This is a genomic window from Pseudomonas fungipugnans (genome assembly GCF_029955235.1).
GTDB lineage: Bacteria > Pseudomonadota > Gammaproteobacteria > Pseudomonadales > Pseudomonadaceae > Aquipseudomonas > Aquipseudomonas fungipugnans.
In genome coordinates this window covers 1,448,104-1,461,753 of record NZ_JARBWL010000002.1, presented here as the reverse complement: position 1 = coordinate 1,461,753, position 13,650 = coordinate 1,448,104, and the positions used below count along the sequence as shown (strand labels likewise).

At 59.7% G+C, this 13,650-nt stretch carries 16 protein-coding genes; 5 read left to right on the top strand and 11 right to left on the bottom strand.

Features of this window, described 5'->3' with window-relative positions; translation table 11 throughout:
• Window positions 1-113: 113 nt before the first annotated feature.
• The 6 genes from xerD to ffh form a co-directional block, all read right to left on the bottom strand.
• Window positions 114-1,010, bottom strand: a complete 897-nt coding sequence (gene xerD, locus POF45_RS21435; RefSeq protein WP_259499747.1) for a site-specific tyrosine recombinase XerD — start codon at window positions 1,008-1,010, stop codon at window positions 114-116.
• A 181-nt stretch (window positions 1,011-1,191) separates the two neighbouring features.
• A complete protein-coding gene (gene rplS / locus POF45_RS21430; RefSeq protein WP_003175895.1) occupies window positions 1,192-1,542 on the bottom strand; it encodes a 50S ribosomal protein L19 in 351 nt (116 codons plus the stop codon).
• Window positions 1,543-1,587: 45 nt separating this feature from the next.
• Window positions 1,588-2,361, bottom strand: a complete 774-nt coding sequence (gene trmD / locus POF45_RS21425) for a tRNA (guanosine(37)-N1)-methyltransferase TrmD (protein ID WP_259499701.1) — start codon at window positions 2,359-2,361, stop codon at window positions 1,588-1,590.
• Window positions 2,343-2,879, bottom strand: coding sequence for a ribosome maturation factor RimM (rimM, locus tag POF45_RS21420; protein ID WP_201195606.1), 537 nt, complete (start codon window positions 2,877-2,879; stop codon window positions 2,343-2,345). The genes trmD and rimM overlap by 19 nt, the downstream gene beginning before the upstream one ends.
• Before the next feature lie 5 nt (window positions 2,880-2,884).
• Complete coding sequence (gene rpsP, locus POF45_RS21415) at window positions 2,885-3,136, bottom strand: 30S ribosomal protein S16 (RefSeq protein WP_010463010.1); 252 nt, start codon at window positions 3,134-3,136, stop codon at window positions 2,885-2,887.
• A gap of 249 nt (window positions 3,137-3,385) precedes the next feature.
• Window positions 3,386-4,762, bottom strand: a complete 1,377-nt coding sequence (gene ffh, locus POF45_RS21410) for a signal recognition particle protein (RefSeq protein WP_017340267.1) — start codon at window positions 4,760-4,762, stop codon at window positions 3,386-3,388.
• A 210-nt stretch (window positions 4,763-4,972) separates the two neighbouring features.
• Between ffh and POF45_RS21405 the strand changes: the two genes are divergently transcribed.
• The 3 genes from POF45_RS21405 to POF45_RS21395 all read left to right on the top strand — a co-directional run bounded on the left by POF45_RS21405 (window position 4,973) and on the right by POF45_RS21395 (window position 8,771).
• Window positions 4,973-5,785, top strand: a complete 813-nt coding sequence (locus POF45_RS21405) for a cytochrome C assembly family protein (protein ID WP_259499700.1) — start codon at window positions 4,973-4,975, stop codon at window positions 5,783-5,785.
• A gap of 12 nt (window positions 5,786-5,797) precedes the next feature.
• Window positions 5,798-7,039 carry an HlyC/CorC family transporter gene (locus POF45_RS21400; protein WP_259499699.1) on the top strand — a complete coding sequence of 414 codons (1,242 nt, stop codon included), beginning with the start codon at window positions 5,798-5,800 and terminating at the stop codon, window positions 7,037-7,039.
• A 415-nt stretch (window positions 7,040-7,454) separates the two neighbouring features.
• Window positions 7,455-8,771 carry an MFS transporter gene (locus POF45_RS21395; RefSeq protein WP_259499698.1) on the top strand — a complete coding sequence of 439 codons (1,317 nt, stop codon included), beginning with the start codon at window positions 7,455-7,457 and terminating at the stop codon, window positions 8,769-8,771.
• Window positions 8,772-8,886: 115 nt separating this feature from the next.
• Here POF45_RS21395 and purT read toward each other — a convergent pair whose 3' ends face one another.
• The 5 genes from purT to POF45_RS21370 all read right to left on the bottom strand — a co-directional run bounded on the left by purT (window position 8,887) and on the right by POF45_RS21370 (window position 12,239).
• Window positions 8,887-10,068, bottom strand: coding sequence for a formate-dependent phosphoribosylglycinamide formyltransferase (purT, locus tag POF45_RS21390; protein ID WP_282316664.1), 1,182 nt, complete (start codon window positions 10,066-10,068; stop codon window positions 8,887-8,889).
• A gap of 101 nt (window positions 10,069-10,169) precedes the next feature.
• Window positions 10,170-10,637, bottom strand: coding sequence for a VUT family protein (locus POF45_RS21385; protein WP_259499695.1), 468 nt, complete (start codon window positions 10,635-10,637; stop codon window positions 10,170-10,172).
• 210 nt (window positions 10,638-10,847) lie between these two features.
• The gene (locus POF45_RS21380; RefSeq protein ID WP_259499693.1) at window positions 10,848-11,063 is read right to left on the bottom strand and encodes a DUF1289 domain-containing protein; all 216 of its coding nucleotides are present in this window, start codon (window positions 11,061-11,063) and stop codon (window positions 10,848-10,850) included.
• The gene (locus POF45_RS21375) at window positions 11,060-11,584 is read right to left on the bottom strand and encodes a gamma carbonic anhydrase family protein (protein WP_259499691.1); all 525 of its coding nucleotides are present in this window, start codon (window positions 11,582-11,584) and stop codon (window positions 11,060-11,062) included. The genes POF45_RS21380 and POF45_RS21375 overlap by 4 nt, the downstream gene beginning before the upstream one ends.
• Before the next feature lie 55 nt (window positions 11,585-11,639).
• Window positions 11,640-12,239 (bottom strand): CoA pyrophosphatase, encoded by a 600-nt coding sequence (locus POF45_RS21370; RefSeq protein ID WP_259499689.1) that lies wholly within the window; start codon window positions 12,237-12,239, stop codon window positions 11,640-11,642.
• Window positions 12,240-12,386: 147 nt separating this feature from the next.
• Here POF45_RS21370 and POF45_RS21365 point away from each other — a divergent pair, with 147 nt between their 5' ends.
• On the top strand, window positions 12,387-12,938 hold the full coding sequence (locus tag POF45_RS21365; RefSeq protein WP_259499687.1) for an NUDIX hydrolase: 552 nt from the start codon (window positions 12,387-12,389) through the stop codon (window positions 12,936-12,938).
• 50 nt (window positions 12,939-12,988) lie between these two features.
• A complete protein-coding gene (locus tag POF45_RS21360; RefSeq protein ID WP_259499685.1) occupies window positions 12,989-13,501 on the top strand; it encodes a L,D-transpeptidase family protein in 513 nt (170 codons plus the stop codon).
• The last annotated feature ends 149 nt before the right edge of the window (window positions 13,502-13,650 follow it).

The window sequence follows — 13,650 nt, the reverse complement described above, 5'->3', positions numbered from 1 at the left end:
GCAGACAACGCAGTTGTCTGCCAGAGTGCGGTTGCCGGTTTGGGGGACGCTTCGCCGCCCAGCGGGAGCAAGCGCCCTCGCCACAAGGCCACAGCCGATCAAAAAAGGATCCGCTAGCCGCGTGGATGGTGTTTGGCGTGCAAATCCTGCAAGCGCGCGCGGGCGACGTGGGTGTAGATCTGGGTGGTCGACAAGTCGCTGTGGCCTAGCAGCATCTGCACCACGCGCAGGTCGGCGCCGTGGTTGAGCAGGTGTGTGGCGAAGGCGTGCCGCAAGGTGTGCGGCGACAGCGACTTGCCGATCCCGGCGACCTTGGCCTGGTGCTTGATGCGGTGCCAGAAGGTCTGGCGGGTCATCTGCTCACCGCGCTGGCTGGGGAACAGCACATCGCTGGGGCGACCACCGAGCAGTTCGCCACGGGCGTCGCGCATGTAGCGCTCGACCCAGACAATCGCCTCCTCGCCCATCGGCACCAGCCGCTCCTTGCTGCCCTTGCCCATGACCCGCAACACACCCTGTCGCAAATTAACCTGCTCCAGGGTCAGGCTGATCAGCTCCGTCACCCGCAAGCCGCAGGCGTACAGTACTTCGAGCATGGCGCGATCACGCTGGCCGATCACCTCGCTCAAGTCCGGGGCTTTTAATAGAGCTTCCACATCCGCTTCCGACAAGGATTTAGGCAACGGCCTGCCAAGTTGCGGCATATCAACGCGCAAGGTCGGATCGAGCGTAATCAGCTTTTCCCGCAACAGATAGCGATAAAAGCCACGAACACCGGAGAGAAATCGTGCAGTGGAACGGGGTTTGTAGTTTTGCTCCAGACGCCAGGCCAGGTGATCGAGAATCAACTCTCGACCGGCGTTGATCAGCTCCAGGTTTTTTTCCTGTATCCAGCCGTTGAACAGTGCCAGGTCGCTGCGATAGGCATCGCGGGTGTTATCGGAAAGGCCTTTTTCCAGCCACAACGCGTCAAGGAATTGATCTATCAGAGGGTGGTCGATGGCGGGCATAGAGGCTCAGGTCACTGGAAAACTGAGCGCAAGTCTTTCATAGCCTGCCGTGGCTTTATAGAGCCTGATGTAAACACGCGCTTGATAGATCGATTCAAGGGCAAGCCACGCCCCTACCGGTAAATCGCAGGCAACAAAAAAGCAGCCCGAAGGCTGCTTTTTTCTGCATCGGAAGCTGGACTTAAGCCAGTTTTTCCTTGATGCGAGCTGCTTTACCGGACAGGTCACGCAGGTAGTACAGCTTGGCTTTACGTACGTCACCGCGACGTTTAACGGCCATGCTGTCGATTTGCGGGCTGTAGGTCTGGAAAGTACGCTCTACGCCAACACCGTTGGAGATTTTACGAACGGTGAATGCACTGTTAACGCCGCGGTTACGCTTGGCGATTACAACGCCTTCGAACGCTTGCAGACGCGAACGGTCGCCTTCCTTCACTTTCACCTGAACGACAATAGTGTCGCCCGGGGCAAAGGTAGGGATCTCTTTGGTCATCTGCTCTGCTTCGAGTGCAAGAATGATTTTGTTAGTCATGCTGTGCTCCTAAGGTAAATCGTCGGATTTACCATCGATACGTTGTTAACTATCGTCCCGCTCGCGGATGTATTCCTCGAGCAGCTTCTTCTCTTCTCCAGAAAGCGAGCGGCTTTCCAGAAGATCGGCGCGTCGTTCAAAGGTCCTACCAAGGGACTGCTGTAAACGCCAACGCCGGATATGCGCGTGATTGCCACTTAGCAACACGTCGGGAACACGCTGATCCGCATACACCTCCGGTCGGGTGTAGTGCGGGCAATCCAGCAGACCGTCCGTAAAGGAATCTTCCTCGGCGGAGTCCGCATGCCCTAAAGCTCCAGGCAGCAGTCGTGTAACCGCATCGATCAGGACCATCGCCGGCAGCTCGCCGCCAGACAGTACATAGTCGCCAATCGACCACTCTTCATCGACATGAGCTTCAATAAAACGCTCGTCAATGCCTTCATAGCGGCCGGCAATCAGGATCAATGCATCCAGATTCGCCAACTCGCGCACCGCCGACTGAGTCAGTTGACGGCCTTGGGGGGACAGGTAAATTACCTTCGCCGCCTCCCCGGCTACTGCCTTGGCCTGAACCAGAGCATCTTCCAGGGGCTTGATCTTCATCACCATGCCCGGACCACCGCCAAATGGGCGATCATCCACAGTGTGATGTCGATCCGTCGTGTAGTCTCGCGGATTCCAACAGGTGAGCTGCAACAGCCCCTGTTTCACCGCCCGACTGGTGATGCCGTACTCGCTGATGGCGGAGAACATCTCGGGAAACAAACTGATCACTTCTACGCGCAAGTTAGCCACGCTTAGAAGTCCGCATCCCATTCCACCTTCATCTCGCCTGCGGCAAGGTCGACAACCAACACGCATTGCTCCGTATAGGGCAGCAGGCGTTCGCGATCGTCCAGGCTGCCAGCGCAAGGCTTGACCACCATTACATCATTGGCGCCGGTTTCCAGAAGATGATCGATCTTCCCAAGCAATTGCCCGAGTTGGTCAATAACCTTCAAACCTTCCAGCTGATACCAGTAGTACTCGCCGTCGGTCAATTCAGGGAACAGATTGCGCGGCACGCAGATCTCATAACCGGCCAGAAGACGAGCTTCTTCACGGTCATCAAGGTCTTTGAGCTTTGCGACCAGGAACTTGTCGTTCCCACGTCCACTGACCAGCTCAACCTGTTTAACGCTGCCTTCGCGCTTGAGCGTCCAGGTTTTGTATTGCAACAGGTTTTCAGTCGGATCAGTAAAGGAGTAAACCTTCACTTCGCCGCGAACGCCGTGAACAGAATAAATCTTGCCGATAACGATCAAATCATCAGCAATGGCAGGCGTCGCGTTCATATTGCTCAGGCCGCAGCCTTAGATGCATCCTTCAACAACTGAGCAACGCGCTCAGAAGGCTGTGCACCAACGCTCAGCCAGTAGGCTACGCGCTCTTGGTTCACGGACAGACGTACTTCTTGACCACGAGCAACAGGGTTGAAGAAACCAACCTGTTCCTTGTGCGAACCGTCGCGCGGGTTGCGGCTGTCGGTTACGGTCAAGTGGTAAAACGGGCGCTTTTTGGAGCCGCCAAGGGCAAGACGGATTGTTAGCATGTGAACATCGTTCCTGTAGTCGGTGCTGCAAATCTAAAGGCACAGCGGGCATAGGTGCCCGAAAGGCCGCATATTCTAAGGAATATCCGGACTTTTGCAAATGTCTTTTTCCGACGGCCTTTCGGTCGTCATCCAGATTTGCTATAGAGCCGTCGTTGAAAACGGCCAGTCAGCTCCCGCCAAGCGCGGGTTTGCTGGAGATCCCACATTGCTGTGGGCAGCGCAAGAGCAAGCCCTTGCGCAAATTCTTTACATCTTCGGCATGCCGCCGCCGGGCAACATACCGCCCATGCCGCGCATCATTTTGGCCATTCCGCCTTTCGCGGAGAATTTCTTCATCATCTTCTGCATCTGTTTGTGTTGCTTGATCAAGCGACCGATGTCCTGCACCTGGGTGCCCGAACCCATGGCGATCCGGCGTTTGCGCGAACCGCTGATCAGCTCAGGGTCGCGGCGCTCGGCCGGGGTCATGGAATTGATGATGGCTTCCATCTGCTTGAACTGTTTCTCTGCCGCGCCCTGGGCGTTGCCCATCTGCGCCAGGTTCACACCGCCGATGTTCGGCAGTTTGTCCATGAGGCCGCCGAGGCCGCCCATGTTTTTCATCTGTTGCAGCTGATCGCGGAAGTCTTCGAGGTCGAAGCCCTTGCCCTTCTTCAGCTTCTTGGCCAGCTTGTCGGCCTTGTCCTTGTCGAGGGTCGCTTCAGCCTGTTCGATCAGGCTGAGCACGTCGCCCATGCCGAGGATGCGCGACGCGATACGCTCAGGGTGGAACGGTTCGAGCGCTTCGCTCTTCTCACCCATACCGATGAACTTGATCGGTTTGCCGGTGATGGCGCGAACCGACAGCGCGGCACCGCCACGGGCATCACCGTCGACCTTGGTCAGGATCACACCGGTCAGCGGCAGCGCGTCGCCGAAGGCCTTGGCCGTGTTGGCGGCGTCCTGGCCGGTCATGGCGTCGACCACGAACAGCGTTTCGACCGGGTTGATCGCGGCGTGCAGCGCCTTGATCTCGCCCATCATCTCTTCGTCGATGTGCAGACGACCGGCGGTATCGACGATGACCACGTCGATGAATTTCAGCTTGGCTTCTTTAATAGCCGCTTGCGCGATCTCGACCGGCTTCTGGCTCAGGTCGGAGGGGAAGAACGTGACACCGACTTCACCGGCGAGCATTTCCAGCTGTTTGATCGCCGCAGGACGATAAACGTCGGCAGACACGACCATGACCGACTTCTTCTTGCGCTCTTTAAGGAAGCGCGCGAGTTTGCCGGCGGTGGTGGTCTTGCCCGCGCCCTGCAAACCGGCCATCAAGACGACAGCAGGCGGAACGGCGCTCAGGTTCAGGTCTTCGTTGGCCGCGCCCATCAGGCTTTCGAGTTCGGCCTGGACGATCTTCACGAAGGCCTGGCCCGGCGTCAGGCTGCGCGACACTTCAGTGCCGACGGCGCGTTCCTTGACCGAATTGACGAAGTCCTTGACCACCGGCAGGGCGACGTCGGCTTCGAGCAACGCCATGCGCACTTCGCGCAGCGTGTCTTTGATGTTGTCTTCGGTCAGCTTGGCCTTGCCGGTGACATGGCGCAGCGTCTGCGAGAGACGGTCGGTTAAGTTTTCAAACATTGCGCGATCCTTTCAGGCCCTGTACAGACCGGGATAATGGCGGCCCAGAGCGTAATAAACAGGTGCTCGGCGAGCCTGCGGCTAGGGCAGGTCGCGGATTATAGCGAAGACTGCGCCTGGCGGACACCTCGCTGTCAGGTTCTATGGTCTTTCGTGCCATGTGGGTTCTATGCCAAACTCAGCGCCTTTCGGGCTTGCCTAACAGGATTTATGCTCCCCTTGTCACCCAGTTTGCTGACTACCCTCGCCGCCGCCTGCTTGTATGCCGCTGCGACCCTCTATCAGGGCACTCGTCTGGCCAAAGGCGCCAAGGCGAACAAGCGCCTGCTGGTCTCGCTCGGCGTACTGGCCGTGCTCGCCCACAGCGCCAGCCTGCTGACCCACCTGCTGACGCCGATCGGCCTGGGCCTGGATTTCTTCAGCGCCGCCAGCCTGATCGCCGCCGCGGTGATTGCCCTGACCCTGCTGGCCTGCTCGCGGATTCCGGTGGAAAACCTGCTGGTGCTGCTGTTCCCGCTGGGCGCCGCCACGGTGCTGCTGGCCCAGTTTGCCCCGGCCGGCACAGTGCAGATCATCGACGAGGAGCCAGGCATTCTCGCCCACATCCTGTTGTCGATTCTGGCGTATGGCATGTTCACCATCGCAGTGTTCCAGGCCTTGCTGGTGCTGGTGCAAGATCACCAGCTCAAAAACAAGCACCCGTCCGGGCTGATCAAGAACTTCCCGCCGCTGCAAACCATGGAAAGCCTGCTGTTCGGCTTCCTCTGGGCCGGCTGGACGCTGTTGTCGCTGTCGCTGATTTCCGGCTGGCTGTTCGTCGAAAACCTGTTCGCCCAACACCTTGTGCACAAAACCTTGCTGGCCTGCCTGGCCTGGATCGTATTCAGCGTATTGCTATGGGGACGTAATCGTCTCGGCTGGCGTGGGCATAAAGCGATCCGCTGGACCCTCGCCGGTTTCTGCCTGCTGATGCTGGCCTATTTCGGCAGCAAGCTGGTTCGTGAATACATTCTGCACATCTGACGGGCGGCAATAATGGACGACTTGCCCATAGGGCCGATGTTCGCGGTATTGGCCCTGCTGATTTTATGGTCGGGGCTGTTTACGGCCATCGAGGCAGCACAGCAGCACCTGCTGGCCCAACGCACGGCCACGCGCTCGAGCGACAAGCCGCTCGCCAGGCTCAACTTCCCGCTGGCCAGCCTGATCCTGTGCAACACCCTGTGCCGCGCACTGGTGGTGGTGATCAGCACCTTGCTGGCAATTTTCACCTGGGCCGGCAACGGCCCGTGGGCAGCCTGCGTGGGCGCCGGCGCGACGCTGCTGGTGTTTGCCGACTACCTGCCGCGCACGCTCGCCATCCGCTACCCCGATGCGATCCTCAACCTGGGCAACACGCTGCTGGGCGCACCACTGAAAATCCTCTACCCACTCGCCTGGCTGCTCAACGGTGTCAGCCTGCTGCTGATGCGACCGTTTGCCCGCAAGGTCAACGTGGTGCAGCAGAGCGAAGACGAAACCCCGGCCGAGCGTCACGACGACCATGAACACGCATCCTGCCGCCCGCACGCGCTGTCAGGTATCCATGCGCTGGACAACATCACCGTCAATGACATTCTGGTGCCACGCAGTGACGTCGACGGGATCAACCTCGACGACTCCATCGAGGAAATCATCGAGCAACTGCGCAAAAACCGGCGCACCCGCCTGCCGGTGTTCCACAGCGACATCAACCAGGTCGAAGCGGTACTCAATACCCGGCATATCCTGCACATGCTGCCCGATGGCAGACTGACGCTGGAGGCATTGCTGGCCGCCTGCCACGAACCGTACTTCGTCCCGGAAAGCACCCCGCTACAGCTGCAGTTGCTGAACTTTCACAAGCAGCAGCGGCGCTTGGGCATGGTGGTGGACGAGTACGGCGAAGTACTCGGCATCGTCACGCTGGAAGACATTCTCGAAGAGATCGTCGGCGAATTTGAGAGCGAGCACAGCCTCGACAACCCGCACGTCCACCCACAAGCCGACGGGCGACTGCTGATCGATGGCGCGGCGTCGATTCGTGAGTTGAACAAGAGCCTGGGCTGGCACCTGCCCAGCGATGGGCCAAAAACCCTGAACGGCTTGGTGACCGAGGCGCTGGAGACGATTCCGGAAAGCGCGGTGTGCCTGAAGATCGGGCGTTATCGGCTGGAGATTCTCGAGACCGAGGATAATCGGGTGACTCGCGTGCTGGTCTGGCACACAAGCTCGGTGCCGGCGCTCTCCAAAACCTGACCCCATGCCCCCTGCATCCGGGGGAATCACCTGCGGCGAGGGAGCTTGCTCCCGCTGGAATGCGAGGCAGGCCCAACCGCCGATATCGCGACAGCTCTGAAAGAACGCCGCCAGTCATTTTGCGGCCGTTGCGCGCCCGAGCGGGAGCAAGCTCCCTCGCCACAAACCATCGATCCACCCAAGCGGCTTGTTGAATTGTCAGCCACCTTCCTATAATCGAACCCGCTTACCCAAGCCTCGCCGAACCCGGTGCTTACCCCGCACCCCGCAAGTTCCGGCAAGACCATCGATATTGTCCTATTCACACCGGCGATTGTTCCTACCTGGAACAGCGACCGCGCCTCATCCCACATCCCTGGGTGTTCGACCATAATAATTCGCTCCACTGGAGCACATGACTGTCAGGGATAACCGCATGACAACCAGTACTGCCTATAGCGATACCACACCCGCCCAGCCGACCAACTCCGCCACCCGGGTGGCCACGGCGAGCTTCATTGGCACCGCCATCGAGTTCTACGACTTCTACGTCTATGCCACTGCCGCCGCACTGGTGATTGGTCCGGTGTTCTTTCCTCAAACCTCCGGCACCGCACAAATGTTGTCGGCGTTCCTGACTTTCGGCATCGCCTTTCTCGCACGGCCTCTGGGTTCGGCACTGTTCGGCCATTTCGGCGACCGCATAGGGCGCAAATCGACCCTGGTCGCTTCGCTGCTATTGATGGGCGTGTGCACGACGCTGATCGGTGTATTGCCGGGTTACGACAGCATCGGTGCCTGGGCGCCGATCCTGCTCTGCGTGCTGCGCTTCGGCCAGGGCCTGGGACTGGGCGGCGAATGGGGCGGCGCAGCGCTGCTTGCGACGGAGAATGCGCCCAAGGGCAAGCGTGCCTGGTACGGCATGTTTCCACAGCTCGGCCCTTCGATCGGCTTTCTGGCGGCCAACGGCCTGTTTCTGACGCTGGCGATGACCCTGAACGACGAGCAGTTCCGCTCGTGGGGCTGGCGCATTCCGTTTCTGCTCAGCGCTGCCTTGGTGATGGTCGGCCTGTACGTGCGCCTCAAACTTCATGAAACACCGGTATTTGCCAACGCCATGGCCCGGCAGGAACGAGTGAAGATCCCGCTGGTCGAGCTGTTCAGCCAGTACTGGGCGCCCATGCTGCTGGGTGCAGGGTCGATGGTGGTGTGCTACGCGCTGTTCTATATCTCGACGGTGTTTTCGCTGAGTTATGGCGTGTCGACGCTCGGCTACAGCCGCGAAACGTTCCTCGGTCTGCTGTGCTTCGCCGTGTTGTTCATGGCGGCGGCGACCCCCTTGTCGGCCTGGGCCAGCGACCGCTACGGGCGCAAACCGGTGCTGATCGTCGGCGGCGTGCTGGCGATATTGTCCGGTTTCCTGATGGAGCCCTTGCTGACCCACGGCTCGACCTGGGGCGTGGCGCTGTTCCTGTGCATCGAACTGTTTCTGATGGGCGTGACGTTTGCGCCGATGGGCGCGCTGCTGCCTGAGCTGTTTCCGACCCACGTGCGCTACACGGGTGCATCGGCGGCTTACAACCTGGGCGGTATTGTCGGAGCCTCGGCGGCGCCGTTCTTTGCGCAGAAACTGGTGGCGATGGGGGGTTTGAGCTATGTCGGGGGATATGTATCAGGGGCGGCAGTGCTGAGTTTGTTGGCAGTGCTGTGCCTGAAAGAGACACGTCATAACGATTTGAATCGGGTGGCCTGACAGACCGACATCGCGAGCAAGCTCGCTCCCACATGGGACCCATGGGTGTACACACATTCTGTGGACAACCAACAACCCTGTGGGAGCGAGCTTGCTCGCAATAGCCGCGCCTCGGTTACAGCTCTACCACGACAGCCTGAGCAGCACGAGTTGCCTTGGCACGAGCCGCTTCAATCGACTCATCCCGCGCCAGCGCCACACCCATGCGGCGCTGGCCATTGACCTCAGGCTTGCCGAACAGACGCAACGCCGTATCCGGCTCGCTCAACGCAGCGCCCAGATTGGCGAACGCCGTCTGGGTCGACTGCCCTTCCACCAGAATCACCGCCGATGCCGATGGCCCGAACTGACGAATCAATGGAATCGGCAGGCCCAGGATCGCCCGTGCGTGCAGCGCGAACTGCGACAGATCCTGGGAAATCAGGGTCACCAGACCGGTGTCATGCGGACGCGGCGAGACTTCGCTGAACCACACCTGATCACCTTTGATGAACAACTCGACGCCAAACAGACCACGCCCACCCAACGCTTCGGTTACCGCTTTGGCAACACGTTCGGATTCAGCCAGGGCAATCGGGCTCATGGCTTGTGGCTGCCAGGATTCCTGATAGTCGCCCTTCTCCTGACGGTGACCGACCGGTGCGCAGAATGTCGTGCCGCCGATGTGGCGCACGGTCAGCAGGGTGATTTCGTAATCGAAGTCGATAAAGCCTTCGATGATCACTCGGCCTTTGCCGGCGCGACCGCCTTCCTGAGCGTAATCCCAGGCCTTCTGCACGTCTTCGACGCTGCGCAGCAGGCTTTGGCCTTTGCCCGAGGAGCTCATGACCGGCTTGACCACACATGGGAAACCCAGATCCTGGACCGCTTTGCTGTAGTCCTCGAAGGTGTCGGCAAAGTGGTACGGCGACGTCGGCAGGTCCAGCTCTTCAGCGGCCAGACGGCGGATGCCCTCGCGGTTCATGGTCAACTGCGTGGCGCGAGCGGTCGGGATCACGGTGAAGCCTTCGGCTTCCAGCTCGACCAGGGTGGCGGTGGCGATGGCTTCGATTTCCGGCACGATGAAGTGCGGCTTCTCGGCCTCGATCACCGCACGCAGGGCCGCGCCGTCGAGCATGTTGATCACATGACTGCGATGGGCGACTTGCATGGCCGGCGCATTGGCGTAGCGGTCCACGGCAATCACTTCAACGCCCAGGCGTTGCAGCTCGATCACCACTTCCTTGCCCAACTCACCACAGCCACACAGCATTACGCGGGTCGCGGTTGGCGACAATGGAGTTCCGATACGGGTCATCTGAAGGTCCTCAAAGAAGCGGATCATCGAGGGATGCGTCGCCATGCGCGCTTCCCATGGGGAGAAAGCGCGGCATTTTACATGAACCGCAGGGTTTGGCTTCAGCCAGCGACAGCCTGTTTGCGCAAGCGCCAGGCCATGATCAGCCAGACGGCCGTCACGCCGGCGAACTTGGAGCCCATGGCGGTCAGGATCACGCCCGGCGTAAAAGCGTCGATCATGCCGAAAAAGATGAACGTGTCGAGGGGAATGCTGAGTGCCGAACTTATCCACAGGCGATCGTGCAACGGCCGTTTGGTAATACTGAATACCAGCCAATCGATGCACTCCGACACCGCGAACGCCGTGGCGCTGGCCAGGGCGATGGACGGATCGGAGGTGATATAAGACAGCACCAGCGCCGCCAACATCGCCGCGATGGCACCATGGCCGAAACGGGTCTGCACCATGTCGCGCAGCACAAATACCAGCCCACCCCAGGCCGACCAGATAAGGTCCAGATGCGGGGCAGTGGAAAAGGCGTAGTTGATCAGCACGACGCTGCTGATGTAGGTGATCAGGAAGAGCATGAGGTGTGGAAATACCTGTCAATTTGGTGAGCAGATTACTTGATCTTCACCTGATAAATAACCTGTGGCGAGGGAGCTTGCTCCCGCTGGGGCGCAAAGCGGCCCCGACATCGGCGGGCGCGGTGTGTCGCAAGTAAGGTATCTGCACGTTTGGGGCTGCTTTGCAGCCCAGCGGGAGCAAGCTCCCTCGCCACAAAAGCCCCACACTATTCAATTAACGGTTTTAGTCGGCAACATCCAGATCAACCCACTGGACCTGGCCCGCTCATGACACAGCGCCAACACCCCGCGTCGCTCTTCATTGTCCATCCGGCTCCAACGCGTGATCTCCTCCACCGTACGCTGACACCCGGTGCAGATATCCGCCTCATCCAGCGCACAAATGTTCACGCACGGCGAGGGCACGGGTCGTTCGGTGGCGTTCATTGTTCCTGCTCGACCAGATCGCGCGCATAGCGTTGCGAGTTATGCACATAGTGCGCGGCGCTCGCTTCCAGCATCTTTTTCTGCGGCTCGGTCAATTCACGCACAACCTTGCCCGGCGAGCCCATGACCAGCGAACCATCAGGAATCTCCTTGCCCTCGCCGATCAGCGAGTTGGCGCCAATGATGCAGTTCTTGCCGATTTTCGCGCCATTGAGGATCACCGCGTTGATGCCGATCAAGCTGTAGTCGCCAACGGTGCAGCCATGCAGCATGGCGTTATGACCGATGGTCACGCCGGTGCCGATGGTCAGCGGGTAGCCCATGTCGGTGTGCATCACGGTGCCGTCCTGCACATTGCTGTTCTTGCCGATCAGGATCAGTTCGTTGTCGCCGCGCAGTACGGCATTGAACCAGACGTTGGCGCCCTCCTCCAGCTTGACCTTGCCCACCAGCACGGCATTGGGGGCAACCCAGCTTTGTGGATGGGTTTGGACGTGGGCATCGCCCAGGCGGTATTTCATTCTTTTTATCCTCACGGCTCTGACAGCCAGTATTACGGCCACACGAGCGATGGCTTCAGATATTGATAAAACGCTTGGGCGGCTGATGCAGGCTGATCTTCGCGTCATAGAGCAGGTTGATCAACTCGACGATCATGATCGCCGTCAGGCCCCAGATCTTGTATTCGCCGTAACGATAGCTGGGCACGTACCAACTGCGCCCCTGGTAATCGATCCGGTGAGTGTGTTCGCGGGGATCTTCGCGAAAGAACTCCAGAGGCACGCTGAACACCGCGGCGATCTCGGCATCATTGGCCTGATACTCGACAAAGTCCGGGATCACACCGACATACGGCGTGACCTTGATGCCATGCAGGGAAATCAACGGGCTGAGCGGGCCGATCACTTCGACCAGCCCGGGCGGCAGGCCGATCTCTTCTTCGGCTTCGCGCAGAGCGGTGAACACAAGGTCGGGATCTTCAGGGTCGCGGCGGCCACCAGGAAACGCCACTTCGCCACCGTGGGTCGAAAGTCCGCTGGCACGCAGGGTCAGGACCAGTTCCGGTTGGTCACTGCGGGTAATGGGCACCAGTACGGCGGCCTCGGGGAAACGCTTGTCGGTTTCCAGCGTGCGTGGCGTGTGGTTGCTTACCCGATGCAGTAGCTCGTCCAGCATGAGTGTTCTCGATCTGTGCCTTACCCTGCATCATGCACCAATCACATCGACCGCCCAAGCCCCGAAACCATGCCATGTCGCGAAACGACAACTTGCCGACAGACACCGCCGCACGCCAAGATAGGCACAGCATTCAGGAACCCAAGCATGAAATTTTGCAGCCAGTGCGGCAACCCGGTAACCCAGCGCATTCCCGAAGGCGATTCGCGCCTGCGTTTTGTCTGTGACAGCTGTCAGACCATTCACTACCAGAACCCCAATATCGTCGCCGGTTGCGTGGCGACCTGGGGCTCGAAAGTGCTGCTGTGCCGTCGTGCCATCGAGCCACGGCTCGGCTATTGGACCCTGCCCGCCGGCTTCATGGAGAACGGCGAGACCATCGAACAGGCCGCCGTGCGCGAAACCGCCGAAGAAGCCTGCGCCCGGGTACGCAACACGAGCATCTACACGCTGATCGACGTGCCACACATCAGCCAGGTGCATGTGTTCTTTCGCGCGGAACTGGTGGACCTGGACTTCGCCGCCGGCCCCGAGAGCCTGGAAGTGGCACTTTTCGAAGAAGCCGACATCCCTTGGTCCGAGCTGGCTTTCCGCACGGTGGGCCGTACCTTAGAATGCTTCTTCGCTGACCGGCAGGAACAGCACTACCCGGTACGTTCCGAGTCGATTCCGCCGCTTGCTCAGCCTGCCATCACCTAAAATAATCTATAACTGATCAATATCCGCGACACTCTTGGGGAATCGTTTCAATGCGCTGGTTGCTTGCCCTGCTTTGCCTGTCGTTCGTCACTGTCTCCCAGGCGTCATTCGTGACCACCGTGACCACCCCGAATGTCAGCCCCATCGAAAAGATACTGGTGCTCAAGTCGGCCCATCAGCTGCAAGTGATTGCCGACGGCAAGCCGCTGCGAACCTACCGCATCTCGCTGGGTAAACAGCCGCGTGGCGCGAAGCTGATGGAAGGCGACAAGCGTACGCCAGAAGGCCTCTACTGGATTGACTGGCGCAAGGTCAGCGACAAGTTCAACCTGGCAATGCACATTTCCTACCCGAACATCAGCGATTCCGCACGCTCGCGTCGCGAAGGCGTCGCGCCTGGCGGCATGATCATGATCCACGGCACACCCGACACCGAGGACACGCCCGAAGACCTGTTCCATACCCTGGACTGGACCGACGGCTGCATTGCCATGCGCAACATGGACATGCGCGAAGTCTGGGGCCTGGTACCCGATGGCACGATGATCGAGATTCGCCCGTAGCCTTATCCCGCACGTGCGAGAAGCTTTTTGTGGCGAGGGCCGCATCACCCGTTGTCACGGGCAATGACCGCTACCTTCGGTCGCCCTTCAAAAAATAAATCAAAAAAATCGCAACCTGCGACAGCGCCTACAGGGTTGATACCACTCCC